The following is a 24,892-nucleotide window of genomic DNA, read 5'->3' as shown; positions in this document are numbered from 1 at the left end:
TTTTGACGTCAAACCTATGTTGCGGTCGTTATCTCAGTGCTCAACGCCAAACTGCGTCGCCACCTCGTCCGGTGCGAGCAAGCGGCCGTCGGCCGACATCAATTGCAGCGTGCGAATCGGCTGGTGATTTTTTGCATCGACCATCACCGAGCCCGGCTCACCCGGCGCGTACATGAGCTCTGCGCCCCACTGCGACAGCGCGACAATCACTGTCTGCAAGGCCTTGCCGCGCTCTGTCAGCACGTATTCCTTGTAGGCGCCGCCATCGGCTGCCGGCACCGTTTGCAGGATCCCCTGCTCCACCAGGCCCTTGAGCCGGGCACTGAGCATGTTCTTCGCAATGTCGAGGTTCTTCTGGAAATTAGTAAAACGGGGACAGACCCTGAGAAATCCCCGATTTTTCTTACAATAAATCAAGAAGTTAGTAATTGAAGAGACCTGCATGGGTCGGCAGCTTGTATTGCACCACACAAAAACAAGATCCCGATCCCATGCAGGCCATCCGATTCTTACACAGCGCGCTCGCCCAAGCACTTCCCACTGTCCATTCTCGTCGTTTGAAAACATTGATGTGTTGTGTCAGCGCCTTACTCCAAGGACGTCGGCTCACTTTGACGGGGCTTGGTCGATTCATGTCAGGCAAGGCCTACCCCAAACACGCCATCAAACGAGTCGATCGGTTGCTGGGTAACCGGCATCTGCAAACTGAGCGTTCGCTGTTTTACTGGGTCATGTTGCGAGCCTTGCTGGGGTCGCTGAGACATCCGTTGATCCTGGTCGATTGGTCACCGATCGATGCGGCTGGAGAGTTCTTTTTGTTGCGTGCAGCCATTCCTCTGGCAGGACGTTCGTTCCCGATTTACGAGAGCGTTCATGAGCGCGAAGGTTGTCCGAAATATCAAAAACGGCTGCTGCAAACGTTGGCCGAAATGCTCCCCAAAGACTGCATTCCGATCCTTGTAGCTGATGCAGGTTTTCGTCGGTCATGGATCAAAGCCGTCGAGGCGCAAGGCTGGTATTACGTGGGTCGAGTGCGTAACCGGGACCTCTACCGCAACGACGCACAAATTTGGCTGCCGGTTAAAAACCTCTACGCCTTGGCGTCGTCCTCACCAAAATCACTGGGTCGGATCGAGATGACCCAAAGCGCTCCGCACTTCATCCATTTGTACTGCATCAGGCATTCTGCAAAGGGTCGCAAGCATCAGCGTGTCACCGGTTCAATCGCCAAAAACAAACTCAGCAGGCAATCGGCCAATCGTGAGCGAGAGCCTTGGTTATTGGCCAGCAACTTACCGGAGGATCAATGGAATCCATCGAGAATCGTGGCCATTTACAAGCAGCGTATGCAGATAGAGGAAGGCTTCAGGGATGTAAAAAGCGAGCACTTTGGCGTTGGCGTGACTCGCCATCGGAGTCACTGTCCACGCCGAATCGAAGTGCTTTTACTGATCTCGGCTTTGGCCAATTACATCATTTGTTTAACGGGGTTGCAGGCCCGCGAAGCGGGTCATGAACAGCGTATTCAAAGCAATAGTCTTAAACGCCGACGGGTGTTGTCGCTGTGGCGACTGGGCTTGGAATACTGGCGCAGTGGACGCGGCTCAAACTCTCGAAAAACTTTGGTGAGACTTGAGCGCGCCTTGCGAGCCGAGGTACATCAACAGGCGCAGGTGCTGGAGTAGTTTGTGGGGATCCCTCAGGGCCTGTCCCCACTTACCTTTAAAGTGGTATGTTTTATTCGAGCGGGATCCGCCCACCGTTACCATTGAAATAATCATGAAACGCGTCAATGATTGTGTCCAAAGTTCCATCGCGACCTTTAAGGCCTTGAAACTCTTTGGAACGGATCAAGTTACGCCCTACGCCCTCAGAAAATTTTAACTTGGCATTGGCCTTATTAAGAGCCAGCACACCAAACTCTTCGTAAGCGCTTTCAAACAATAGCCAATCAAAACCCAGATTACCGATGATCATCGGATAATCCGCAGTGCCCTTGAAAAAGTCCCGAAAGCCAGAATTCAAGACTTCGATACCTTCATCGACGTTGTTCCCATCGAAAAGGTAGCACGAGCTATTAGGAGGTGCGCTGAACAAGGCGAATACGTCTGTCGAGAAAACCTCATAGCTCAAGCAAACCAATTCACTGAGAACATCCGTAGTACTTAGCAGTGGCCTTTCAAAAAAATAATACTCAAGCCCTGAATCAAGAAAGACCATCGCGGGAAGATCTTTTTCCAGATCAAGGTGCCTCGATAACGCTGCCGTTATCCGATTCACTTCTTTAAATTCCACTTTTGACACGCTCATTTACTCAACCTGAATCGGATTTTGACAATCTTTTTGTCGATGCCTTTGATCAGCAATTCTGCCGTAGGTTCTTTTGTCGACATAGACATTGGATAGAACTTATAAGTCCTGTCTCCCTTGGTCAGCATGGAGACCGTTCCGTCCCCTGAAAACGTTCTGTTGTAACCATTGGCCTCCAGCGTTTTTATTGCTTCTGAGGGTGAGGTATAAGCGTCAATTTGGCCCGCGCTTCTTCGCGTCCATTTTGGCTTAAACTCTATACCAGTTTGGGAAGGGGCGCTTTTGCCGATCAGTAACATCCCTGCTGTCATCTGCAGCTCAGTCATCAACGTCGCCCGCTGTTGCAGCGTTAGCGGCTGACCCGCTTGCTGATCCAGCCAACTGGTATCTTTTGCCCACTGATCTGCGAGAGCCATCTCGTCGGGGGTCAACCAACCTTCTGCCAGGTTTTTGGCGAAGGCCATTTGTTTATCGGAGGTAAATAAAGCCCCCAACCGTCAACGCCCTGCGATGGAACGGCTATCGACCAGGGGTTGCCGTTAAGCAAACCCACCATGTCGTAAGAAACGTTCCTGCGAAGGAAATTCAACAGATCCTTCGCCACCGGAGTATCCATGGAAACGGCGCTGCTCTGGATTTCATCAACACATGCCCGACTTTTGCAATCATTGATTGCCATCGAACGTTGGGCGGACAGATCCTCATACTTCGTGACGATGTCGCGGATCGTTTGCGCACTACAACCAGCAGTTGATCGACATCCCTCAAGCTCTTTGAGCAATCGTTCGGCGGACGGATGGTAAAGATTGTTGTACTGGGTTGCATTGGCTGTCACAGCAGCAGCAGTGGACGCATCCCCACCTGTAATTGCAGCCGTCAGTACGCCAACCAACTGCGAGGCTGCCAGTAACTTGTTTATCCCTTGCTGATAAACCGCACTGTTCTTGTCAACACCTACCGGCAACAGTTTGTCGGCCAGAAAATCAACCAGTGCCTCATTCGCCCCCGCTGCAATCGCACCGGTACGGAAATCGCCACCCATCGCTGGTAGCAGCCTGTCCCACCGCTGCAGAAAACGCCGCCGTGGCTGCCGCAGATGCAGCCGCGGCAATGGTAGCAGCCGTAGATGCGGAAGCACCCGCAGCGATTGCCGCAGACGAAGCCGCTTGACCTGCAGTAGCCCCTATCGTCGCGGCTGTTCCGGTTCCTGCTGTCAGCACAGAAACAATGATGACCACCGCCAACATCGCCGCCGGCCCCATTCCGGAGTTGCTGTATTTGAACGATTCGTGGGTTTCCTTGACCATGCGCCAGTCAACATCACCGCGTTTCTCGGCGTCTTTCAACCAGGCGAGCCCCGGATCTGCTTTGACCATAGCGTCGATCGTTTGACTGACCGACTTCTGGTTGATGTCGCGCAGGTCGATATTCAATCCGTCAATGGCATTGATCACCAGATTGCCATTGGCTGTGAGTTCGGTCTGACGCAGTGTTTCGTCGGTATTCCCTCGACCCTTCGCAGAACTCCAAACCGAGCTTGAACTACTCTTCTCGTGACTTTCCTGATGCAGATCCTTGACGCCTTCGAAAGTAACTGAGCCGCCACTGGTGATGGTCAGGTCATTACCACTGTCCAGTTTGGCGGCCTGGTAGTGTTGATCGCCATTACTCACCAGTACCATGTCACCACCCGAGGTGATCACACTGCCAATGTTGTTGACCTTGGTCACCTCATCACGCTTGGTTTTACTGGAACCAAAAGAGCCCTTTTTCTTCTTGTCGTACAGAGAGTAATCAGAGTCCTGAGCCGCGAGAATATTCAGGTTGTTACCCGCTACCAGATACGCCTCGTCGCCCGCCGTGACCCGGCTGGAGACAACGGTCAGATCTTCGCCAGAACTAAGCGCCACACTGCCGCCTGCCGTCACCCCCGACATGACCTGGCTGACATGATCTTCCTGAACGGTAAGTTTCTTGCTCTTGGACAAAGAGTGCTGTTCGTCCGCCGCAGAACTGATGATCAAGTTTTCGGCAGCGCTCATCGAGACATCGCGCTTAGCATCAATCTGGCTGGCGATCACTGCCAGGTCGCGACCGGCCTGCGCTGTGAAATCGCGTCCCGCATTGACGTTCGAACCCAGTTGAGTGACGTCACTGCTGTTGTGTTTGCTGTCGTGAAATACGCTGTTAGTGACTTGTGTCGCTGCGATATTGAGATCGCGCTCGGCATCAAGATCCATGCCTCGACCGCTTTGCAGCACACCACCGGAGATATTTATGTCGCGCCCGGACATGATGCTCAGGTCATTGGTGGCTTCGATACGTGCAGCGGTATCAGCAAAATCGTGATGCTGAGTACCGAAACGCGTGCTGCTGTCGGACGAGGTAATGGTGCGCTCGTTGATGACATCCCCATTGAGTGTGTTCAGCGACACGTCACGCCCGGTGATGATGCCCCCGGACTTATTGATAATGTCGTTGGTCGCCAACAGATCCAGACGATTCCCAGCCTGAATCAGTCCACTATTTATCAGATTATTACCCGCCGTCGCCGACAGATTATTCGTCGCCTTCAACGTGCCGACGTTATCCAGGTTTTCACCGGCAATCAGCGTCACATCATTACCGGCAATCAGCGCCCCGGTCGGACCCAGACGGCCATTGGCTTGCGCCAGATACACCACCGGCACCAGCACTTTTTCGCCGTTCACTTCGTGCTCTTCGAGCCAGACGATGTCGTGGGTCAGCGCGGCGACTTGCTGCGAGGTGAGGCCGACGCCTACCGACAGGTTGAGGGCGTCCTTGCTGGCGATGGCGTTGTTCATCAGGTACTTGAACATGCCCTCGTTGGAGGTCTGGCCGTCGATGAAAGCCTGGCCGGTGCGTGCAGTAACTGCTTGCTGGATCAGGCGTTGCTCGTAGAGGCCGTCGCCGAGGCGCTTGGCGCTCTGGTCGGGGTCGTAGCCGAGCTTTTCCAGCAAGTAATCGGAGCTCATGAACGACTTGAGGTCGGTCAGCACCGGGTTGGTTTCGATCAGGTATTTGTGCGCGTTGGACGGCGCCTTGGTGTCTGGCAGACCGGTGACGCGGGTCACCGGGCGAGTGTTGATCGACTCCTTGGCGTCGGTACCACGATCTTTCATGCCCGGGCCGGCGGGTTTCACCGGCACGTTAACGTCGACAGTGCTGGCCACGGCCTGCACGACACTCGGGGAGCGGTGGAACGTGTCTACCGCGCGCGTGCTGTCGGAGACTGCGGGCGGTGCGTCAATGAAAAGATTTCGCGGACCGCCGCTGCTGGCAGCCACGACGTGAGCTTCCGTAGCAACGGTTTGCCCACCCACGGTCCAGGTCGGCGCCGGGCCGGTCGTGGCGACTGGTGCGATATCAGCGGCGCCCTGGCCGCTCAGGCGGAACAGGCCGTTTTCCCCGGTTGGCAGGGAGAAGCCTGGCAGGGACAGCGGGTTCACCTGCTGCTGGGCGAGGTCCGGCGGCAGTTGGCTGTTGATGCGAATAACGGTAGTGCCGGTGTTGCCGACGTTGGTGTTGCCGACCTTGTTGGTGCCACCGGCGGAGCCGTAATCCTGATGGATCACGCTGTTTTGCAGTTCCTTGGTGGCGTTGATTGAAACATTGCCGCCGGCCTGAATGACCGCGTTGCGACCCGCGACGGGACTGGTGCCGTCAGTGGCGACCTCTTTATCAGAGGTCAGCGTGAAGCCCTGCAGTCTGGTCGGCATTTCGACCAGGTTATTGGGATCGTACTGAGACTGCGGATTAGTGTTACCCCAGGCATAACCGGAGAGAGTGAGGTCCCCCACCGACTTGTTCGTCACCGAGTCCTTGATCACGACCACTCGGGTCAGACCGCCATCGTGACCAGGCTCCCGCCCCGTTGCCGATGTAACAACGCCTTGGGCAAAATTCCCGGTTCCGTCGATGTAATAGACGTTCGGAAAGTCAGGGTTATTGCGCTGGTTATACGCCACCACCTCAGGCATGAAGACATTGAACGAGCCTGAGTCGATCGCGCCGGTACGGAAGATTCGGGTGCGCTCGATGCTACCGCTGACCGCACCGACGTTCCTCATGTTGTTGGCATTGATGGTGATGTTGCCGGAGGCACTGAGCGTACTTTTGCTGTTGAGGAATTCACCGCCGTTGAAGATGAAATCGGCGCCGGCCGTCAGCAACGACGAAGCCGTAGTGTCATTGTCCTGCCCCCCCTCGAACACTTCGTGGGCAATCAGATTGACGTCGTAGGTACCGCCCGAGCAATCGCCGCACTGAACGCCGATGAAGCCGGAGACCAGCTTGCGGTTCAGGGCGAAGCTCTGCGTACCGTCATCTCCCGAGGTGCGGTTGGCGAAATTCGCTGCGTCGATCTTGAAGGTCTTTCCGCTCTCCATAGAACCCGACAGGTTCGACACCTGACTGGCTTGTGCGGTCCCGTAACCCTTGATCGTCACATTCCCCAACCCGTAGAAGTCACCGTTCTGGTTGGTCAGATTGCCCACACTGAGCGTCATGTCGTTACCGCTGAAAATCAGCCCACGATCATTGAGCAGCGAAGGCGTGTTGATGTTCAGGTTCTGCGCGGCACCCAGGGTGCCGTAGTTCGTCACGCTGCCGGCATTGACGGTCAGGTCTTCGCTGGAGGTGATGCGCCCGGAGTTGATGAGTGCCCCGTCCACACTGATGGTCGAGGTCGCACCCGCCGCAAAACTGCCGCCCGCGCCGATGTTCATCTGTGCAGCAGAGAGGTGAGTCCCGCGCTGGCTCGACAGTCGGCCATTGCCGCTGTAGCCACCGACTTGGCGGGAGATTTTTCAGCGTTATTGCTCGGTCAATGCGTCTCCCCTTCAATCCTTTTGTGGGGTTGGACCTTACAACCGTGTTCGCGAAACAGAACCCTGCCAACAGCGCAGCACCTGCATACAAGTGCCCGCGTTCGATTGCGCGGATAGTGAATCCTGCTTTCAAAGTCCCTCCCGAACGCCTACTCAAGCAAGGAGTTTTCATGAGCACATTCACTACCGATGACGGCACCGAGATCTATTACAAAGACTGGGGCAGCGGCAAACCCGTGCTGTTCAGCCATGGCTGGCCGCTGGATGCCGACATGTGGGAATACCAGATGGAATACCTGAGCAGTCGCGGCTACCGCACCATCGCGTTCGACCGCCGTGGTTTTGGCCGTTCCGACCAGCCGTGGACCGGCTACGATTACGACACCTTTGCCGATGACATCGCGCAACTGATCCAGCACCTCGACCTGCGCGACGTGACGCTGGTCGGCTTCTCCATGGGCGGCGGCGACGTCAGCCGCTACATCGCGCGTCACGGCACCGGACGCGTTGCCGGTCTGGTGCTGCTGGGCGCGGTGACGCCGCTGTTCGGCAAAAAAGCCGACTACCCGCAAGGCGTCGACACCTCGGTGTTCGACGGGATCAAGGCCGGTCTGCTCAAGGATCGCGCGCAGTTCATCGCTGATTTCGCCGCGCCGTTCTACGGCACCAATCAGGGCCAGAAAGTCTCCGACGGCGTGCTGACGCAAACCCTCAACGTCGCCCTGCTGGCTTCGCTGAAAGGCACCGTGGATTGCGTCACCGCGTTCTCCGAAACCGACTTCCGCCCGGACATGGCGAAGATTGATGTGCCGACCCTGGTGATCCACGGTGACGGCGATCAGATCGTGCCGTTCGAAACCACCGGCAAGCAGGCCGCTGCGCTGATCAAGGGTGCCGAGCTGAAAGTCTACGCCGGCGCGCCGCACGGTTTTGCAGTGACCCACGCTGAAGCGTTGAATGAAGATCTGCTGGCGTTTCTCAACCGCTGATACGCCTACCAAAAGCACTGCTTAAAAGACTGGCCGGATACTTACTCCGGCCTTTTTCATTGGAGGAGCAATAGCGAGGGCACGCCGGTGCCAGTGGAGGCCCTATCAATGGAGAGCCATCTTTTTTTGCCCATATCGACCGCAGCGTAATGGATCATTTCGCTCAAGTTTGATGAAGTAACGCCGACTTGTGAGTCGATCCAGAAAAATCCAGTGGAAGGAATGATCAACGTAGCTCGCCACTGCACTCCAAAGCGTTGAGCATGAAAAGGGACTGAGAAATGAACGAATCCGACAAACCCGTCACTAGTTGGCTGGAAAAAATTCACCACGAATTAAAAGGCAATGAAACCGACCTGTCGCGTAACTCGACCAAGTCGATGAAATTCCATGTGCGTGAAATTCATACGCTGCTCCGTCGTCTTCTTCGGCAGACTGACCAGCGAGCAGACGAACAGCAGAGCCAAGTGCGCTGGGCACTGGCAATCATTGGTCTGATCGCCCTGATGCTCATGGCCAACGGCAATCAATCGAATCCTGACATTTCCTGGATTCAAAGCAATCTACTTGCCCTTAAAATCTGGGGAGCCTTGCTAGCGATGCTTTTCCTCAGCGCGAGTCTCGAGCAGTCGACACTCTGGAGTGCGCTTTGGACATTTACGTCGATACGATGGATAACTTACGTTTCCTTCACTGCAATGTTACTGGTTGCAAGCGGTAAGGCCGCTGCACTGGTAAATAGTGTTTTTGCAGTCGACGCAACCCTTCTTCCGATTACCTACGCCTTTACCACAGCGATGACACTGTTCAAATTTGCACTGCCCTGGTTGATTGGCCTTTCCGGCTTCGCCCTGATCATAAATATCATTGTTTGTACACAGATGCTCTGGGGCTTTATCAAAGAAGGATATGTAAAGAACTTCTCCTGGCAGCCATTGCTGTTCGCGGTCATCATCTGCATTTTCGGATTCCAGGTCTACGGCTGGAGGAACAACGAACTGTCAGACGAACGCCTGACCCAGAAAGTTTATTTGATTGCTCAGGCACTGGATTTCAATAGCCGTCACGATTGCGTCAACATTGACAAGGGCAACCCGGTTATTTTCCTCGGGCCTACTCAGCAGCGCGTATTGGTAGCCCCCGAAGCGTTCACGCCTTTCGACTTCACGACATTCTTCACTGCCCACGTAGAGGTTCCGGCTCACTTTGCCCGGGTCGAATGCGAATGGAAAGTGCCTGTCCAGAATTGATCTTCCATACCGACAAAACTTTTTTCACGATAGCCAATTACTTTCGGGTCCAAGTACATGAGCACCGATAAAAAAAACAAGGCCGGAAAACTGGTCAAGCAGCTTGAAAACAAAATTCTGCCTATCGCAGGCCTGATTCCAGGCCTGAAAGACGTGGCAGACGTGGCAAAACGGCTTATCGAGCTACTGGAAGAAAAGAAAAATGAACGGATCGAGTTGTTCTGCCAAGAGCTGATGATCTGCAATGAGACTGCCGAAACCAATAAAAACTTCGACAATGCCGGATACGAAATTGAATTCGGCGATTTATTGCAAGCCTGCATGAACGATAGTGATAGTGGCAAAGCGAAAGCCTACGCCCAGCTGACTATTTCACTTCGATACGGCGAACTTGACAGAGAAACCCGCAGACACTTTGTTCTTGCTTTAAAACAACTGACGTTCGGCGACATCGAACTACTAAGATATGCAGAAATTGCTTCAGAGCATGAAGTAATGCCTCAGCACGGGAATACTGTTCTATCCCAAGGCAACATTTTTAACGTCAAGAACATGAGCCCGATCCAGGCACTGTCAATTAACACCTTGCAGCAGCTTGGCCTTACCTCCGGGCGAGGCATCACCCAACTCGGACAAGCGTTCACCAGAGCTATTTACCGTAAAGACTCACTCACACCCGATTCAATGAACCTTAACGTCTGGCAAAGTCCTCCCATCGCTCTCCTCAGCACTGCCACGAAGAATAAACTGCACAACGAAATTATCGACGAGTTCAGAAAAATCAGAGTTCGTTGCAATAAGATAAATATCGAAGATTTCTCACCAGAAAAACAGAACCTCCCACAATACAAGGCCATCGTATTATGCGGAACTTACGACAATGCTATTTACAGTCACACTCAAGCCGTCGCTCGCTACAACAACGACCATCATTATCAGTTTGTTTCATTGGGCTTTAAATTCCCCCATCGCCACGAGATCAGCCTGCGCATCAGCCTGCATCAGCCAGGGAATTTACAAGAAAAAGTCATGAAAGCCTCGAAGGAATTCGGCTTCATCACCGACCCGCTCAGCTGATTTCAGCCTGAGTGTTCTAGCGCGGCGCGTATACAAAATTTTCATGTACAGCCGTTTAAGATCCGGCTCCTCGTTGGGGAGTAGCCTGTTTCCGAGTCCCTCGGAAGCGTTCGTATCAACATTCTCGGCAACACGCCGTGGTGCGAACACCTTTTGGTTGGTGAGACCGACGACACATCCATGCCTAACGTCGGGCGTGTGGTTGTGTCGTTGACTCATAGCCCGACTGGAAGTGTGCCACCGTGAATCCTGTTTCCCTCATATTCCTTGCCTTGGCCATGTCCACGGATGCGTTCGCAGCCGCCATCGGCAAAGGCTCCAGTCTGCATAAACCCCGTCTCAGTGAAGCGCTGCGCACCGGCCTGATCTTCGGCGTGATCGAAGCCATCACGCCTGTCATCGGCTGGCTGATCGGCCAGGCGGCCAGTCTCTGGGTGGCGGAGTGGGATCACTGGATTGCCTTCACGCTGCTGCTGATTCTCGGCCTGCACATGATCTACAACGGCCTCAGGCACGAAGCCGAGGAAGACGAAAAAACCGGCCAGCACTCCTTCGTCATTCTTGCCGTTACAGCGTTCGCCACCAGCATCGACGCGCTCGCCGTGGGCGTGGGTCTGGCGTTTGTCGACGTGAATATCTGGGGAGCGGCGGCCGCTATCGGCCTGGCGACCATGACCATGGTGACCATCGGTGTGATGCTCGGCCGGGTGCTCGGCGCGGTGGTGGACAAGCGTGCGGAAATCGTTGGTGGCGTGGTGTTGATGATCGTCGGCGCGACCATCCTCTACGAGCACTTGTCGGTCTGATTCAACCTGCAATCAACGCTGTCAGTGCCAACAGATAACGCTCATCGTCGAACGCCGCCAGACGCTGTTCAAGCTCGGTGCGATCCTGCACTTCACCATTTGAAAGAGCGCATCTGGCGGCCGCGCCTGCTCGGGTTACTTCTTGCCCGGGAGGACGCTCGCCAGCACTTGTTTGGCGGCTTGCACAATGACGCCCGCTTCATCCGGGTCGCCCTTGAGCAAGGTCGTGGCGAATTTCTTCGCCTGCTCAAGCTTGATGTGTGGTGGCAGCGGCGGCACATTTGGGTCGGTCTTGAACTCAATCACCACCGGCACTTCCGAGGCCAACGCCTGTTCCCACGCGGCGGCGACGTCCTCTTCGCGGTCGACGAAAATGCCTTTCAGGCCGATGGAGATGGCGAACAGGTGATACGGCACGTCAGGAATGCTTTGCGAGGCTTCGAACTTCGGATCGCCCTCCATCACCCGCTGCTCCCAGGTGACCTGATTGAGATCCTCGTTGTTGAACACCGCGCAGATCCACTTCGGACTCGCCCACTGCCGCCAGTACTTGGCGACTGTAATCAGCTCGGCCATGTTGTTCATCTGCATCGCGCCGTCCCCCACCAGGGCGATCACCGAGCGCTCGGGAAAGGCGAACTTGGCCGCAATCGCGTAAGGCACGGCGGCGCCCATCGACGCCAGGCCACCGGACAGCGAGCACTTCATGCCACGGCGGATTTTCAGGTCGCGGGCATACCAGTTGGCGCAGGAGCCGGAATCACTGGTGATGATCGCCTGCTCGGGCAAACGCGGCGACAGCTCGAAGACCACGCGCTGCGGGTTGACCGGATCGGCCTTGGCCATCGCGCGTTTTTCCAGGGTGTGCTCCCAACTGCCGCGCCAGCCTTCGACTTTCTTGCGCCATTTGCGTGAGGTTTTTTCTTTCAGCAGCGGCAGCAGCGCGCCAAGGGTTTGCGCCGCATCACCGTGCAGATTGACCTCCATCGGATAGCGCAGACTGAGCATGTCGGGTTGCAGATCAATCTGCACGCCGCGCGCCTGGCCCTCCTTGGGCAGAAACTCGGAATAGGGAAAGCCCGAGCCGATCATCAACAAGGTGTCGCACTCGGTCATCAATTTATAACTGGGTTCCGTGCCGAGCAATCCGATGCTGCCGGTGACCCAAGGTAGATCATCCGGCAACACCGCTTTGCCGAGCAGGGCCTTGGCGACGCCGGCGCCGAGTTTTTCCGCGACGGCAATCACTTCATCGGTCGCCTCCAGCGCGCCGGCGCCGACCAGAATCGCGACCTTTTCACCCGTGTTCAGCACCTCTGCCGCACGCTGCAAGTCGACGTCGTAGGGCATCACTTTCGGTTTGCTGTAACCGACCCCGGAATGCGCCGTGCCATGGGCGCGAGCCGGCGACTCATATGCGAGGTCTTGCAGATCATTGGGCAGGATCAGTGCGGTCACGCGACGCTCGCCGACCGCTGTGCGCACGGCCCGGTCGAGCAAATGCCGCACTTGCGACGGTGCCGAGGCCTGTTGCACGAAGGCGCCGGCGACATCCTTGAACATCGAAACCAGATCGAGTTCTTGCTGGTAGTGACTGCCCAGCGCCGTGCGTGCCTGCTGGCCGACGATCGCCAGCACCGGCATGTGATCCATCCGCGCATCGTAAAGACCGGTGATCAGGTGAGATGCGCCGGGGCCGGAAGTGGCGATGCACACGCCCAGCTCTCCGGTGAACTTGGCATGCGCCGAGGCCATGAATGCGGCCATTTCCTCATGCCGGGCCTGAACGAATTCGATCTTTCCCTGTGCCCGGCTCAGCGCCCCGAACACACCGTTGATGCCGTCACCCGGATAACCAAAAATCCTCGTAACGCCCCATTGGCTGAGTCGTTCAACCAGAAAGTCGCCCACTGTCATCGTCATTCGATCCTCGCTTTTCGCCGGTGCCAGAGCATTCCTGGCATCACAGCTGCCAGGAGGTGTAAGGCTCTGGACAGCCGCGTCGGCGACGAAGTTTCGATTGATTTGCACGCCCACGGGCAAGATTTTCTGAGGCGACTGCCCTCGCACACGGCGGCATCCGACGGCAGCGTGGACTTTTTCGCGCAGACATTGCGCCAGCCAGCCGCGCCAAGTAACCCTGGCACGGCAGGGGAATTTTCCCTAGGGTGTGTGTCTGTTCTCAGCCGTCAACGATGAGGTCCGTTTCATGAGCAAAACGCCCTACGTTCCGCCCAAGGTCTGGAAAAACGATGCGCCGTCTGGCGGTCAGTTCGCCAGTATCAACCGCCCGATTGCCGGGCCGACCCATGACAAGGCCTTGCCGGTCGGCAAGCATCCGTTGCAGCTCTATTCGCTGGCTACACCCAACGGCGTCAAGGTGACCATCCTGCTGGAGGAGCTGTTGGCACTGGGTTACAGCGAGGCCGAATACGATGCGTGGCTGATTCGCATTGGTGAAGGCGATCAGTTCTCCAGCGGGTTTGTCGAGATCAATCCGAACTCGAAGATCCCCGCACTGCTGGATCGCAGCGTCGAGCCACCGGTTCGCGTGTTCGAGTCGGGCTCGATCCTGCTGTACCTGGCGGAAAAGTTCGGCGCCTTGCTGCCCAAAGACCCGGCAGGCCGAACCGAAACCCTCAACTGGCTGTTCTGGCAGATGGGCGCGGCGCCTTATCTGGGCGGCGGTTTCGGGCATTTCTATGCCTATGCGCCGGAGAAGATGGAGTACCCGATCAACCGCTTCACCATGGAAACCAAGCGCCAACTGGATGTGCTCGACCGGCGATTGGCACAAACCGCTTATCTGGCCGGCGACAGCTACACCATTGCCGACATCGCGGTGTGGTCGTGGTACGGGCAATTGGTGCGCAACAGCGTGTATTCGGCGGCGCAATTCCTTGCGGCACATGAGTACACCCACCTGCAACGCTGGGCCGAGGCAATCGCCAATCGACCGGCGGTGATTCGCGGCCTGCGCGTCAACCGCACGTGGGGCGACGAAGACACCCAGGTGCCTGAACGACACCAGGCTGAAGATCTGAATTAAGCGCCTGTTTCTTCTACATTTCCCCCCGTCCGCCAGCAGCGTTGATCGAAGCTTTTTCGATCATTCGCTGCCGGCGCACGCCTGCACAAATGTGAAAAATTCATTAACTAACTGACTCGTATGGCTTTCTTCGAGGGGTTCGATCTGACAAACTAATGCGAATAATTCTTACACGCACTCGCACTGGATTCGTCTTTGTTCACTTGGGGAAGCAGATTGATGTCGTTTCAAACCCTTTATCGCCGCTCGAATCTCTCACCGAACCTGCTGGCCATCGCGATTTGCATGGCCGGCGTCGCATCCGTTTCGGCAGATGAAACGCCACAGGCTGCAGCCGAAACCGCTGCGCCTTCGGGTCCTCTTGAACTTGGCGCCACTGAAATTGGCGCGACGCAGATGGGCAGCACCACCGAAGGCACGGACTCCTACACCACCGGCCCGATGCAGACTGCGACCAAACTGTCGCTCACCATGCGCGAAACGCCTCAGGCGGTGACGGTCATCACCCGCCAGCGCATGGACGACCAGAACATGACCAGCATCAACGATGTGGTGAAAGCCACGCCGGGGTTGTTCCTCAATCAGTCCAGCGGCCCGGGGCGTCAGACCTACAGCTCGCGCGGGTTCGATATCGATAACATCATGTACGACGGCCTGCCCAGCTCGTATTCGCCGTTCTCGATGGCCGTGCAGCCGAACCTGGCGATGTTCGACCGCGTGGAAATCGTCCGTGGCGCGACCGGTCTGGTCACCGGTGCCGGCAACCCTTCGGCCGCGATCAACATGGTGCGCAAGCGCCCGACCGCTGATCAGCAAGTCACCCTCACGGGGGCTGCCGGCAGTTGGGATGATTACCGTGGCGAGATCGACGCCTCCAGCCCGCTGAACGAAAGCGGCACCGTGCGTGGCCGGGTGGTCAGTTCCTATCAGGGCGCCGACAGCTTCCGCGATAAAGAACAGAACGAGCACGGTCTGTTCTACGCCATCGGTGAAGCCGATCTGAGCGACAGCACCACGGCGACCCTGGGTTTCTCCCGACAGAATGAACAGACCAACTATTTCTGGGGCGGCTTGCCGATCGGCACTGACGGCCATCACCTCGATCTGCCCCGCTCCACCTATCCCGGCACGGATTGGGAAAACAAGAAACTGCAGATCGATACCGTGTTCGGTGAAGTCGAGCACCGTTTCGACAACGACTGGAAACTGCACGTCGCCGGCTCGTCCTCGACGCTGAACGGCGAGTTCTCCGGCACCTACCTGTCACGTTATGCCGGTCCGCTGGAAACCACCGCCTATCAATCGCACAACACCGACAAGCAGAGAGCGTTCGACGGCTTTGCCAGCGGCCCGTTCGAGGCCTTCGGACGCACGCATGAGCTGGTCGTCGGCGCCAGCAACCGCGTCTTTGATGCGACCAGCAAAGAGTACAGCCCTTACACCACCGCCTGGCCCATCGGTGCGCCGAAGCCCGACTTCGTGCGTGACAGCAAAACCCGCAACGTCACCACTCAGGATGCGGTTTACCTGACCACCCGTTTGAGCCTGGCCGACCCGCTGACACTGATCCTCGGCAGCCGCCTCGACTGGTACGACAACGACGACCGCAGCGGCGACGGCGACTACAAAGTCACGCGCAACCTCACGCGCTACGCCGGCCTGATCTACAAGCTCGACGATCATCACTCCGTGTACGCCAGCTACACCGACATCTTCACCCCGCAAACCCAAAAGGATCTTTCCGGCAAACTGCTCGAACCGATTGTCGGTGAGAACTACGAGGTCGGTATCAAGGGCGAATACTTCGATGGCGCGCTGAACGCGAGCCTGGCGGTGTTCCAGATCGACCAGAGCAACCGCGCCACCCTGGCCGAAAGTCAGCTCGGGTGCCCGGTCATGACCTGCTACCAGGGTTCCGGCAAGGTGCGCAGCCAGGGCCTGGATGTCGAACTGCAAGGTGCACTGACCGAGAACTGGCAGGTCGGCGCCGGCTACACCTACACCCGTGCGCATTACATCAAGGACGAAAACCCGGCCAACAACAATCAGCGCTTCGACACCGATGTGCCTGAGCACCTGTTCAAGGTATCGACCCTGTATCGCCTGCAAGGGCCGCTGGAGAAATTCCGCGTCGGTGGCAACGTCTACTGGCAGAGCCGCCTGTACAACGATGTTCCGCTCACCGTTGGCAGCTACCGTCTGGAGCAAGGCAGCTACGCGGTCACCGACCTGATGGCCGGTTACGAGGTCAACAAGCACCTCGATCTGCAGGTCAACGCGAACAATATCTTCGACCGCGTCTACTACTCGTCCATCGGCTACAACACCACATGGGGCTCCACCGACAACTACGGCAATCCGCGCAGCTACATGCTGACCGCCAAATACAGGTTCTGAGTTCGCGAAACATTCGATCACCGCAAAAAAACAGGGGCGCCCGGGAAATCCAGGCGCCCCTTGTGATTTTTCAGACGAGTCCGTTAGTCAGCGTCGACAATAAGCGATAGTCTCTGAGCGATCTCCATTCGAGCACGCTCATGACCAACCCAGCATTCGCTTCCGACATTGAAGCCATCCGCAGCATTGATGCGGTGCCCGTGATCCTGAGCATCGTCAAACACCTGACCGGCATGCGTTTCGCCGCCGTCGCACGCGTCACAGAAAAGAACTGGGTCGCCTGCGCTGTCGATGACTCCATCGATTTCGGCCTCAAGCCCGGCGGCGAACTGGTGCTTGAATCGACCATTTGTCATGAAATCCGCCAGCATCAGCAGCCGGTGATCTTCGGGCACGCCAGCACCCACCCGGTGTTTTCCCTGCATCACACGCCGAAAACCTATGGTCTGGAAAGCTACATTTCCATTCCCATCGTCAAGGCCAGTGGTGAATTCTTCGGCACGCTCTGCGCCATCGACTCGGTACCGGCGAATCTCGACGAGCCGGCAATTGCCAAAACCCTCACCCTCTTCGCGCAATTGATTGCGATGAGTCTCGACACCCAAAGCCGTCTCCAGGCGACCACACTCGAACTCAACAACGCCAATGAACTGGGGCGCCTGCGCGAGCAATTCATCGCGGTGCTCGGGCATGACCTGCGCACGCCGCTGAGCGCGATCCGCATGAGCGCCGATCTGCTGGAAATCAAAACCGAAGAAAAACGCTCGCTCAGCCTGATTTCCGCGATTCGCAACAGCTCCGTGCGCATGGGCGTGCTGATCGAAAACATCCTCGATTTTGCCCGGGGACGGCTCGGCGGCGGGATTCCCGTGCAGCGCAAACTGGTGGATGACTTGCAGCACACCCTGCAATTGACCCTCGCCGAGGTTCAAGCCTCGTATCCGCAGGCGACGTTCATCCAGGAGTTGGCTGTTCCGGCGGGCGTCTATTGCGATGCGTTGCGCATCAGCCAATTGCTCTCCAACTTGCTGGGCAACGCGGTCACCCACGGCTCGAACAGCGCGCCGATCGTCCTCAAGGCCTATGCGCGAGACGACGAGATCGTGATTTCCCTGACCAATCAGGGCACACCGATTTCAGCGCAGCTGATGCCGTTGCTGTTCGAACCGTTTTCCCGTGCCGAAGCCGGGCAGCGTTGCGAGGGTCTGGGGCTGGGGTTGTATATCGCGTCGCAGATTGCCGCAGCGCACAACGGGACATTGCAAGTGACGTCAGACAGCGCATCGGGAACCTGCTTTACCGCCAGATTCCCCGCCCGGTTCAAATGGGTCTGAACCGATGGCAATCGCGGCCACCGGGGTAAACCTCCATGTTCCGTGCTCGTGGGACATAAGGTAAAACCTGTCATCGCAGCCGGGCGAAGGGGCGCCTGTGCGGCTATACCTTCTGCGACAGCGCTGACACCCACAGGGCAAACCATGACAGATCGCGGGCCACTTCACCGAGACGGCTACACCCTCCTGCGCCGTGCGATTCCAAGTGAATGGCTGGCGGATCTGCGCGCCACGTTCGATGCCGGGGTAAAGCCTTCGCACCTGTGGCCGGCGCCACGGGGCGCGGACTGGCGCCACTCGTTGCTCGATGGAGATGCCAAGGTTCAGGCGGTGTGTCGGTTGCCGATGGTATTGGCGGTGGTCGGTGAACTGATTGCCGAGCGCTTCTTCCTCGCCCAGGTCGAAGGTCGCGAACCGCTGGCCGGGGGCGGCCATCAGTCGTTGCACCGTGACTTGTCGGCGCAACGTCCGGGCGACATGGCGATTGCCCTGGCATTCCTCGATGACTATGGCCCGCAGAACGGCGCGACCCGCCTCGTCCCCGGCAGCCATCGCCCCGCCCCAGACGCGCCGCCCCCCAACGGCAGCGACGAAACCCGCGCCGTGCAGATTGACGGGCATGCCGGAGACATTCTGTTGTTCGATGTCGATCTGCTGCACGGCGCCAGCCTGAACATCAGCGGCGCCCGCCGTCGCTCCCTCCTGATCAGTTACTTTTCCCAGGCGCTGTACCCCTCGCATGTGCAAACCCTGAGCCTGCGCAGTATCGGCATGGACACCCGCGAGCATTTCGAACCGGCGGATTTTGCCGATGCATTCAATCCCGTTTCACAGCGCCTGCAAGTGTCGACGTCGCACAGATAATCGCAGGCAAAAAAAGCCCCGCGACCGAATGACGGCGCGGGGCAAGGAATTGGTTGGTTGCGGCCAACCAAAGGAGCACTTTCACAGACGTGTTCGGGGCAGAATCAGATGCAGTCCTGGGCGGCGCGCTCGAAAGTCGACGGCAGGAAGTTCGAGGCCAGCAGGTGACGCTCATAGATGAAGACCTTGCCGCCATTACCGGCCTTGTACGCTTCCAGCACGTTGTCGGCGGAGATCTTGCTCGGCACTACGATGCGGTAGCTGCGCTGGGTCTGCGAAACGGTCGGGCTCAGCGCGCTGCCTTGCAGCTTCGGCACCACACAATCGGCGTACTGCGCCGGGGTCTTGCTGGTCTGCAAGGTCAGGGTCGGGTTATTCGGCGCCGAGGCGCAGCCGGCAAGCAGCAAGGAGGCAACCGCCAGGGCAGGCACAAATAAAGAACGCATGGGTGTCATCCTGAAAATAAAGGTTCGGTTCAACGGGCAACGGTTCAGCCTCACGGAGCCGCCGTCGCCATTTAGGTTTCAAGTGTTCAGCTCGACGCCACCAGAGCCTTGAGCGACACATCGAATTGCTTCAACGCGTTCAGTTGCAGGTCACGTTGCTGATTGATCTGCGCCGCGATCTGCGGCGCCGCCTGGTCATGTACCCAGACCGACGGCAGCTGTTTCTCCACGGCGCCCTCAGCCTTGCCGATGTATTGCAGGTCGGCGTCGTAAAAGCGTGCGGTGAACCGCGCTTCAACCAGACTGTTGCGTTGAGTCAGCAGACGATTGAAAGTATCAAGCTTGACCACCACGTCCGGATGCGCCTGCAGCAGGGCATCGAGGCTGTCGTAGAGGGTCACGGACGAGAACTGTTGTTGCAGCGAACTCACCAGCCAGTCGACAGCCAGCTCCGGATCGGAACTGCTGACAAAGGCCTGGCGAATCCGCGCATCGAGCGCATCTTTCGCGCCGTTGACGGCCATGTCGTGGTAACGCTCCAGGTATTGCAGGTTTTCCAGCGTGTTGTCGCTGTACAGCACGCCCACGGTCTGAGTGTGCTGCAAGCTGGCACTGCTGCCGGCGATGGCCTGGAAATGACAAGACCGGGCGTCGTCTGCGACGGCCGGTAAAGTGCCGAACACCCCGCCTGTCAGCAGGGCCACCAGCGCCAGTCGTGTCAACGTTTTCATCGCGCAAATTCCTTGAGCTGCGTGTTCGATGGGGCTGATTTTCCGCCGATTGCCGACAAAGCAGAACTTGCGTTTCGTGATGGTCACTATTACTTCTAGCAATAGTTGCGCGCCGAACAGGCTGATACACACTCACTACAAATAGAAAAAGCTCAATGAGGAGCCGTCCTTGAGAACGTTTGACCTGATTCGCAGTGCCGTTCTGCCCGAATACCGCGAGCGAGTGGCCGAATACCTGGTCCAGTACGAAAGCGTATTGCTGGACAAAAACATCAGTGATGCACAGCTGATCAACGACACCGCCCAGCAATTGCGCGGCTATTTGCGCGGGCTGAACACCACGCGGGTGTTGGGCATGGCGTACTGGGAGGAACTGGATCGGCGCGTCGTCGACACCTGGCTCGCGCCGCAGCAATGACCGGCCTGACTTGCCGGGCTGCCCTGCGGCCCTGCGGCCCTGGCGAACCAGAGGCGCCCCGCGAGCACGTCCAGCGAAACCGTCGATCCTTTTCGCAGCGGCCCGGCGCGTCGTTGCCGCGTGGTGCTGACGCCAGCCAGTAAAAAGTCGGCGCGCCGGTCCGCTGGTTGGCAGCCACTCCTGCCAAAACAGGCCCAAACGCTTACAATCGCCGGTCTTGACGCCACTCAGACAGGCCTGCTCAGAAATGCCGCTCGACCCTTTAACGATGCTGACCATCTCGATTGCCCTGGCCGCCGCCGCTGCGCTGTACCTGGCGGTCGAATGGCGCAGCATTCGCGAACCTTCTCTGCTGTTCTGGAGCGCCGGTTTCGCCACTATTTCCGTAGGGTCTACCCTCGCGCTGCTGCGCAGCAGTGGCTTCACGCTGATTGGCATCTGGTTCGCCAACGGCTTGCTGGTGACCGCGCACTTCCTGTTTCTGCTGGGGGTGGCGCGCTTCACCCAGACGCGCCTGTCGCGGGCCTGGTACCTGATTTTCCTCACCTGGCTGGTCATGCTGTTGTTTCCCGACGGCCAGCTGTGGTCAAAGGTCATGCTCGCGGCCAACTCGCTGCTGGTGGCGCTGGCGACCCTCAAGGCCAGTTTCCTCCTGCGCCCCCACGGCAGTTCGCTGAGCGTCGGCGCCGTGCAGTTGCGCTACGTGCTGCTCACCCACGGCCTGTTCTATGTTGCCAAGGCACTGACCGTGGTGATTCCCGGCACGCTGATCGACCTCGCCGCGTTCAAAGGCGAGATCATTCAGATTTCCCTGGTCGAAGGCGCGATGGCGATCATGCTGATTGCCTTGTCGATGACCGGCACCGAGCGCTATCGCCGGGAAAAGGAAATCGCCCGCCTCGCCGAGCGCGATCCGCTGACCGCCCTGTACAACCGCAGGGCCCTGGAAAAACGCGCGCCGCGCCTGCTCACTGACGTTTCGACCGAACGCCCCGGCGCCCTGCTGCTGATCGATATCGACAATTTCAAACTGGTCAACGACCAGTACGGCCACACCGCCGGTGACCGTTTGTTGATCGCCCTCAGTGAAATGATCCGCTCGCTGTTGCCGCGCAACGCACTGACGGCGCGCCTGGGGGGCGATGAATTCGTCATGCTGCTCAACAGTGCCTCGAGCGAACGCATCATCGAACTGGGCGACGCCTTGCGCGAACAGTTCCTGATCACCGCCTCGCAGTCGTTCCCCACCTCCGCCGCCGTGACCTTGAGCATCGGCGCCACGCTGTTCGATACGCCGCCAGCGAACCTGTCGGCGCTGATCGAACAAGGCGACGCGGCGCTCTACGAATCCAAGCGCGGCGGCCGCAACCGTATTCGCCTGACCGGGCTCACCACTCCAGGATGACCAGACCCATGTCCAGCCTCGACACCCCCTTGCAAGACCTCGCCGCCCCCGAAGGCGTCTGCTACGGCTGCGGCGGCCGCAACCCTCACGGCCTGCACATCAAGAGCCGCTGGCACGAGGACGGCGTGCATGTCGTCGCCGAACACCTGCCCGACGCGCAATTCTGCGGCTGGCCGCAATTGGTGTACGGCGGACTGATTGCCATGCTGGTCGATTGCCACTCGAACTGGACCGCGATGGCTTGTCACTATCGTCAGGAACAGCGCGAGGCTGGCAGCCTGCCGCGCATCGACTGCGTCACCGGCAACCTCGGGATCAAATTCATCAAGCCGACGCCGATGGGCGTGCCCTTGCTGTTGAAGGCCAGAGTCGAGGGTGAAGTCGGGCGCAAGACCCGGGTGATCTGCGAGGTGTACGCCGGCGACGTCCTCACCGCCATTGGCGATTCGGTGTTTGTGCGGGTCGATACCGACGCGCTGGCGGCCGCAGCACACGCTCAGGGATAAGGCCCCTCGCCGTCCCGTGCACTGAAAATATCTCGAACTCGTCCGCCACCGCTGCATCCAACGTACAGGACAATGGAGGTAGCGAAGATGAACAACACTGATGACAGCAAGCCTGTGGCACCGCCCGTCGATACGTCGGGCAAACCGGTGGATGTGGTGAAACGTGATCTTGAAGACGGTGACGACGCGGCCCACGCCGTGGACGAGGTGGTCACCCCCACGGCCAACCGCGTCAAGGAGCAGGACACCGAAACGCTACAGCGCAAGATCGACGAGATCGAACGCAAAGTGGCCGATGGAAACTAGGCGGGATGACGGGCTCGCGGTTGACGAGCCCGTCGCCGTTTCATCAGCCGCAAACATCCGCTGACCGGTGTCATGGCCGGTCATGTCGGGTTGCGCAAAAAGTCGTCGCCAAGACGTCCCCCGCCCCACACCTAGAACGCTTTGAAGCCCCGTATTTAAAGGCTTTCGCCTGTCTGCATCAGAATTTTATCTTCACATCCCAGCTTAATAATATTTTACCGATATCCCCCCTCTCCCTAGTCTGACCTCAAGCAAAACGGACAAGCCAACAGCGCCCGAATCCAACTGCCTTGTTAGGAAGGATGTAGAGATGACCACTGAAATAATAAAAACAGACACGCTGATCGTGGGTGCCGGCCAAGCGGGCGTGGCCATGAGCGAGCATCTGAGCAAACTCGGTGTGCCGCACCTGGTGCTGGAGCGTAATCGTATCGCCGAACGCTGGCGCACCGGGCGTTGGGACTCGCTGGTCGCCAACGGCCCGGCCTGGCATGACCGCTTCCCGGGGCTGGAATTCGATGACGTCGATCCCGACGGATTCGCCCCGAAAGAGCGCGTGGCCGACTACTTCGAGGCTTATGCGAAGAAATTCAACGCGCCGATCCGTACCGGCGTCGAGGTAAAAAGCGTGGTGCGCAATACCGGTCGTCCAGGCTTCACCGTCGAGACCTCCGAAGGCGTGATCGAAGCCAGCCGCGTCGTCGCGGCCACCGGGCCCTTCCAGAAACCGGTGATCCCGGCCATTGCGCCAAAGGACGAGCGTCTGCTGCAAATCCACTCCGCCGACTATCGCAACCCGCAGCAACTGCCAAACGGCGCGGTGCTGGTGGTGGGTGCCGGCTCATCGGGGGTGCAGATTGCCGATGAGCTGCAGCGTTCCGGCAAGCAGGTGTACCTCTCTGTCGGCGCCCACGACCGGCCGCCGCGTGCATATCGCAACCGTGATTTCTGCTGGTGGCTGGGCGTGCTCGGCGAGTGGGATCAGGCGGCGATGAAACCCGGTCGAGAGCACGTGACCATTGCCGTCAGCGGCGCCCATGGCGGGCGCACCATTGATTTCCGTGGCCTGGCTCATCGCGGCATGATCCTGGTGGGCGTCACCGAGTCGTTCAATAACGGTGTGGTGACCTTCAAGCAGGATCTGCTCGGCAACCTCAATCGTGGTGACGAAAACTACCTCGCGCTGCTGGATGCCGCCGATGCCTACATCGAGCGCAACGGCCTCGACCTGCCTGAAGAACCGGAGGCTCGCGAAACCTGGCCAGAGCCTGAGTGCGTGAAAAACCCGCTGGCCGATCTGGATCTGGCCAAGGCTGGCATCACCTCGATCATCTGGGCCACCGGGTTTGCCGTGGATTATTCCTGGCTGCAAGTCGCCGCGTTCGATGACAAGGGCAAGCCTGTGCACCAGCGCGGTGTATCGAGCGAACCGGGGGTGTATTTCCTGGGTTTGCCATGGCAATCGCGTCGCGGCTCGTCGTTCATCTGGGGCGTTTGGCACGACGCCAAACACGTCGCCGACCACATCGCCACGCAGCGCAAGTATCTGGACTATCGCGATGCCGAACAGCGTGAAGCCGCGCTGCATTCGAGCACTCACAGCAAAGCCGCCGCCACCGTCGACGCCTGATTTCCCTCTTTCGCTCCGGTGCCAGGTGCGCCGGGCCAACTTTTGCCAGGAGCTTCACATGAGCCAGCCGACTCACACCCGTATCCGCATGTTCAACACCAAGGACACTTACCCGAACCAGTCCCTCGACAATGACCTGTGCCAGGCCGTGCGCGCCGGTAACACCGTGTATGTGCGCGGTCAGGTCGGCACTGATTTCGACGGCAATCTGGTCGGTCTCGGCGATCCGCGCGCGCAGGCTGAACAAGCGATGCGCAACGTCAAGCAACTGCTCGAAGAGGCCGGCAGCGACATGAGCCACATCGTCAAGACCACCACCTACCTGATCGACCCGCGCTATCGCGAAGCGGTGTATGGCGAAGTCGGCAAGTGGCTCAAAGGCGTGTTCCCGATTTCGACCGGCCTGGTGGTCTCGGCGCTGGGGCAGCCGCAGTGGTTGATGGAGATTGATGTGATTGCGGTGATTCCCGAGTAAGCAGGTTCACCGAGTTGTAGCCATCGCTGGCAAGCCAGCTCCCACAGGG

The 24,892-nt window shown here is 58.2% G+C and carries 23 protein-coding genes and 1 riboswitch; of the genes, 15 read left to right on the top strand and 8 right to left on the bottom strand.

Features of this window, described 5'->3' with window-relative positions; genetic code table 11:
- Window positions 1–33: 33 nt before the first annotated feature.
- Window positions 34–444, bottom strand: coding sequence for a winged helix-turn-helix transcriptional regulator (locus AACY19_RS10750; protein ID WP_339450223.1), 411 nt, complete (start codon window positions 442–444; stop codon window positions 34–36).
- A gap of 47 nt (window positions 445–491) precedes the next feature.
- On the opposite strand from AACY19_RS10750, the gene AACY19_RS10745 reads away from it, so the two are divergent.
- Window positions 492–1,685, top strand: coding sequence for an IS4 family transposase (locus AACY19_RS10745; protein ID WP_339450222.1), 1,194 nt, complete (start codon window positions 492–494; stop codon window positions 1,683–1,685).
- Window positions 1,686–1,737: 52 nt separating this feature from the next.
- Here AACY19_RS10745 and AACY19_RS10740 read toward each other — a convergent pair whose 3' ends face one another.
- From AACY19_RS10740 to AACY19_RS10725, 4 genes are read right to left on the bottom strand one after another with little or no spacing between them, the layout of a single operon-like run.
- Window positions 1,738–2,310 carry a hypothetical protein gene (locus AACY19_RS10740; RefSeq protein WP_339450221.1) on the bottom strand — a complete coding sequence of 191 codons (573 nt, stop codon included), beginning with the start codon at window positions 2,308–2,310 and terminating at the stop codon, window positions 1,738–1,740.
- The gene (locus tag AACY19_RS10735; protein ID WP_339450220.1) at window positions 2,307–2,774 is read right to left on the bottom strand and encodes a hypothetical protein; all 468 of its coding nucleotides are present in this window, start codon (window positions 2,772–2,774) and stop codon (window positions 2,307–2,309) included. The genes AACY19_RS10740 and AACY19_RS10735 overlap by 4 nt, the downstream gene beginning before the upstream one ends.
- On the bottom strand, window positions 2,738–3,352 hold the full coding sequence (locus tag AACY19_RS10730) for a hypothetical protein (protein ID WP_339450219.1): 615 nt from the start codon (window positions 3,350–3,352) through the stop codon (window positions 2,738–2,740). The genes AACY19_RS10735 and AACY19_RS10730 overlap by 37 nt, the downstream gene beginning before the upstream one ends.
- Complete coding sequence (locus AACY19_RS10725; RefSeq protein ID WP_339450218.1) at window positions 3,306–7,058, bottom strand: hemagglutinin repeat-containing protein; 3,753 nt, start codon at window positions 7,056–7,058, stop codon at window positions 3,306–3,308. Before AACY19_RS10725 ends, AACY19_RS10730 begins: the two co-directional genes overlap by 47 nt.
- A 272-nt stretch (window positions 7,059–7,330) precedes the next feature.
- On the opposite strand from AACY19_RS10725, the gene AACY19_RS10720 reads away from it, so the two are divergent.
- The 4 genes from AACY19_RS10720 to mntP all read left to right on the top strand — a co-directional run bounded on the left by AACY19_RS10720 (window position 7,331) and on the right by mntP (window position 11,282).
- Window positions 7,331–8,149, top strand: a complete 819-nt coding sequence (locus tag AACY19_RS10720) for an alpha/beta fold hydrolase (protein WP_339450217.1) — start codon at window positions 7,331–7,333, stop codon at window positions 8,147–8,149.
- Between the two features lie 281 nt (window positions 8,150–8,430).
- On the top strand, window positions 8,431–9,399 hold the full coding sequence (locus tag AACY19_RS10715) for a hypothetical protein (RefSeq protein ID WP_339450216.1): 969 nt from the start codon (window positions 8,431–8,433) through the stop codon (window positions 9,397–9,399).
- Window positions 9,400–9,456: 57 nt separating this feature from the next.
- Window positions 9,457–10,476 carry a hypothetical protein gene (locus tag AACY19_RS10710; protein ID WP_339450215.1) on the top strand — a complete coding sequence of 340 codons (1,020 nt, stop codon included), beginning with the start codon at window positions 9,457–9,459 and terminating at the stop codon, window positions 10,474–10,476.
- 62 nt (window positions 10,477–10,538) lie between these two features.
- A riboswitch (yybP-ykoY riboswitch) is annotated at window positions 10,539–10,710 on the top strand.
- Window positions 10,711–10,718: 8 nt separating this feature from the next.
- The gene (gene mntP, locus AACY19_RS10705) at window positions 10,719–11,282 is read left to right on the top strand and encodes a manganese efflux pump MntP (protein WP_339450214.1); all 564 of its coding nucleotides are present in this window, start codon (window positions 10,719–10,721) and stop codon (window positions 11,280–11,282) included.
- Between the two features lie 135 nt (window positions 11,283–11,417).
- Here the strand turns inward: mntP and AACY19_RS10700 are convergent, their stop codons facing one another.
- Window positions 11,418–13,205, bottom strand: coding sequence for a thiamine pyrophosphate-requiring protein (locus tag AACY19_RS10700; RefSeq protein ID WP_339450213.1), 1,788 nt, complete (start codon window positions 13,203–13,205; stop codon window positions 11,418–11,420).
- 286 nt (window positions 13,206–13,491) lie between these two features.
- Between AACY19_RS10700 and yghU the strand changes: the two genes are divergently transcribed.
- The 4 genes from yghU to AACY19_RS10680 all read left to right on the top strand — a co-directional run bounded on the left by yghU (window position 13,492) and on the right by AACY19_RS10680 (window position 18,926).
- Complete coding sequence (gene yghU, locus AACY19_RS10695) at window positions 13,492–14,331, top strand: glutathione-dependent disulfide-bond oxidoreductase (protein WP_339450212.1); 840 nt, start codon at window positions 13,492–13,494, stop codon at window positions 14,329–14,331.
- A gap of 219 nt (window positions 14,332–14,550) precedes the next feature.
- Window positions 14,551–16,728: a TonB-dependent siderophore receptor gene (locus tag AACY19_RS10690; RefSeq protein WP_339450211.1), complete on the top strand. Its 2,178-nt coding sequence runs from the start codon at window positions 14,551–14,553 to the stop codon at window positions 16,726–16,728.
- Window positions 16,729–16,868: 140 nt separating this feature from the next.
- Window positions 16,869–18,062 (top strand): GAF domain-containing sensor histidine kinase, encoded by a 1,194-nt coding sequence (locus AACY19_RS10685; protein ID WP_339450210.1) that lies wholly within the window; start codon window positions 16,869–16,871, stop codon window positions 18,060–18,062.
- 144 nt (window positions 18,063–18,206) lie between these two features.
- Complete coding sequence (locus AACY19_RS10680; RefSeq protein ID WP_339450209.1) at window positions 18,207–18,926, top strand: phytanoyl-CoA dioxygenase family protein; 720 nt, start codon at window positions 18,207–18,209, stop codon at window positions 18,924–18,926.
- A 104-nt stretch (window positions 18,927–19,030) separates the two neighbouring features.
- Here AACY19_RS10680 and AACY19_RS10675 read toward each other — a convergent pair whose 3' ends face one another.
- Window positions 19,031–19,372 (bottom strand): hypothetical protein, encoded by a 342-nt coding sequence (locus AACY19_RS10675; RefSeq protein ID WP_339450208.1) that lies wholly within the window; start codon window positions 19,370–19,372, stop codon window positions 19,031–19,033.
- 86 nt (window positions 19,373–19,458) lie between these two features.
- Window positions 19,459–20,103 (bottom strand): ATPase, encoded by a 645-nt coding sequence (locus AACY19_RS10670; protein WP_339450207.1) that lies wholly within the window; start codon window positions 20,101–20,103, stop codon window positions 19,459–19,461.
- Window positions 20,104–20,272: 169 nt separating this feature from the next.
- On the opposite strand from AACY19_RS10670, the gene AACY19_RS10665 reads away from it, so the two are divergent.
- The 6 genes from AACY19_RS10665 (at window position 20,273) to AACY19_RS10640 (ending at window position 24,843) form a co-directional block, all read left to right on the top strand.
- Complete coding sequence (locus AACY19_RS10665; protein WP_339450206.1) at window positions 20,273–20,521, top strand: hypothetical protein; 249 nt, start codon at window positions 20,273–20,275, stop codon at window positions 20,519–20,521.
- A gap of 247 nt (window positions 20,522–20,768) precedes the next feature.
- On the top strand, window positions 20,769–21,926 hold the full coding sequence (locus AACY19_RS10660; RefSeq protein ID WP_339450205.1) for a GGDEF domain-containing protein: 1,158 nt from the start codon (window positions 20,769–20,771) through the stop codon (window positions 21,924–21,926).
- Window positions 21,927–21,934: 8 nt separating this feature from the next.
- Complete coding sequence (locus AACY19_RS10655; RefSeq protein ID WP_339450204.1) at window positions 21,935–22,432, top strand: PaaI family thioesterase; 498 nt, start codon at window positions 21,935–21,937, stop codon at window positions 22,430–22,432.
- 87 nt (window positions 22,433–22,519) lie between these two features.
- Complete coding sequence (locus tag AACY19_RS10650) at window positions 22,520–22,738, top strand: hypothetical protein (protein ID WP_339450203.1); 219 nt, start codon at window positions 22,520–22,522, stop codon at window positions 22,736–22,738.
- A 310-nt stretch (window positions 22,739–23,048) separates the two neighbouring features.
- On the top strand, window positions 23,049–24,368 hold the full coding sequence (locus tag AACY19_RS10645) for a flavin-containing monooxygenase (protein ID WP_339450202.1): 1,320 nt from the start codon (window positions 23,049–23,051) through the stop codon (window positions 24,366–24,368).
- A 58-nt stretch (window positions 24,369–24,426) separates the two neighbouring features.
- Complete coding sequence (locus AACY19_RS10640) at window positions 24,427–24,843, top strand: RidA family protein (protein WP_129392726.1); 417 nt, start codon at window positions 24,427–24,429, stop codon at window positions 24,841–24,843.
- The last annotated feature ends 49 nt before the right edge of the window (window positions 24,844–24,892 follow it).

The sequence above is a fragment of the Pseudomonas sp. EA_5y_Pfl2_R50 genome, assembly GCF_963970475.1.
Taxonomy (GTDB): Bacteria; Pseudomonadota; Gammaproteobacteria; order Pseudomonadales; family Pseudomonadaceae; genus Aquipseudomonas.
Note: the sequence above shows the minus strand (reverse complement) of the source record. Positions and strands in the feature narration are given on the sequence as shown.

Bases quoted from the DNA above. Each gene is read 5' to 3' on its own strand.
- AACY19_RS10750 (WP_339450223.1), bottom strand. From the start codon at position 444: ATGCAGGTCTCTTCAATTACTAACTTCTTGATTTATTGTAAGAAAAAT.
- AACY19_RS10745 (WP_339450222.1), top strand. From the start codon at position 492: ATGCAGGCCATCCGATTCTTACACAGCGCGCTCGCCCAAGCACTTCCC.
- AACY19_RS10740 (WP_339450221.1), bottom strand. From the start codon at position 2,310: ATGAGCGTGTCAAAAGTGGAATTTAAAGAAGTGAATCGGATAACGGCA.
- AACY19_RS10735 (WP_339450220.1), bottom strand. From the start codon at position 2,774: ATGGCCTTCGCCAAAAACCTGGCAGAAGGTTGGTTGACCCCCGACGAG.
- AACY19_RS10730 (WP_339450219.1), bottom strand. From the start codon at position 3,352: ATGGGTGGCGATTTCCGTACCGGTGCGATTGCAGCGGGGGCGAATGAG.
- AACY19_RS10725 (WP_339450218.1), bottom strand. From the start codon at position 7,058: ATGAACATCGGCGCGGGCGGCAGTTTTGCGGCGGGTGCGACCTCGACC.
- AACY19_RS10720 (WP_339450217.1), top strand. From the start codon at position 7,331: ATGAGCACATTCACTACCGATGACGGCACCGAGATCTATTACAAAGAC.
- AACY19_RS10715 (WP_339450216.1), top strand. From the start codon at position 8,431: ATGAACGAATCCGACAAACCCGTCACTAGTTGGCTGGAAAAAATTCAC.
- AACY19_RS10710 (WP_339450215.1), top strand. From the start codon at position 9,457: ATGAGCACCGATAAAAAAAACAAGGCCGGAAAACTGGTCAAGCAGCTT.
- AACY19_RS10700 (WP_339450213.1), bottom strand. From the start codon at position 13,205: ATGACGATGACAGTGGGCGACTTTCTGGTTGAACGACTCAGCCAATGG.
- yghU (WP_339450212.1), top strand. From the start codon at position 13,492: ATGAGCAAAACGCCCTACGTTCCGCCCAAGGTCTGGAAAAACGATGCG.
- AACY19_RS10690 (WP_339450211.1), top strand. From the start codon at position 14,551: ATGTCGTTTCAAACCCTTTATCGCCGCTCGAATCTCTCACCGAACCTG.
- AACY19_RS10685 (WP_339450210.1), top strand. From the start codon at position 16,869: ATGACCAACCCAGCATTCGCTTCCGACATTGAAGCCATCCGCAGCATT.
- AACY19_RS10680 (WP_339450209.1), top strand. From the start codon at position 18,207: ATGACAGATCGCGGGCCACTTCACCGAGACGGCTACACCCTCCTGCGC.
- AACY19_RS10675 (WP_339450208.1), bottom strand. From the start codon at position 19,372: ATGCGTTCTTTATTTGTGCCTGCCCTGGCGGTTGCCTCCTTGCTGCTT.
- AACY19_RS10670 (WP_339450207.1), bottom strand. From the start codon at position 20,103: ATGAAAACGTTGACACGACTGGCGCTGGTGGCCCTGCTGACAGGCGGG.
- AACY19_RS10660 (WP_339450205.1), top strand. From the start codon at position 20,769: ATGCCGCTCGACCCTTTAACGATGCTGACCATCTCGATTGCCCTGGCC.
- AACY19_RS10655 (WP_339450204.1), top strand. From the start codon at position 21,935: ATGTCCAGCCTCGACACCCCCTTGCAAGACCTCGCCGCCCCCGAAGGC.
- AACY19_RS10650 (WP_339450203.1), top strand. From the start codon at position 22,520: ATGAACAACACTGATGACAGCAAGCCTGTGGCACCGCCCGTCGATACG.
- AACY19_RS10645 (WP_339450202.1), top strand. From the start codon at position 23,049: ATGACCACTGAAATAATAAAAACAGACACGCTGATCGTGGGTGCCGGC.
- AACY19_RS10640 (WP_129392726.1), top strand. From the start codon at position 24,427: ATGAGCCAGCCGACTCACACCCGTATCCGCATGTTCAACACCAAGGAC.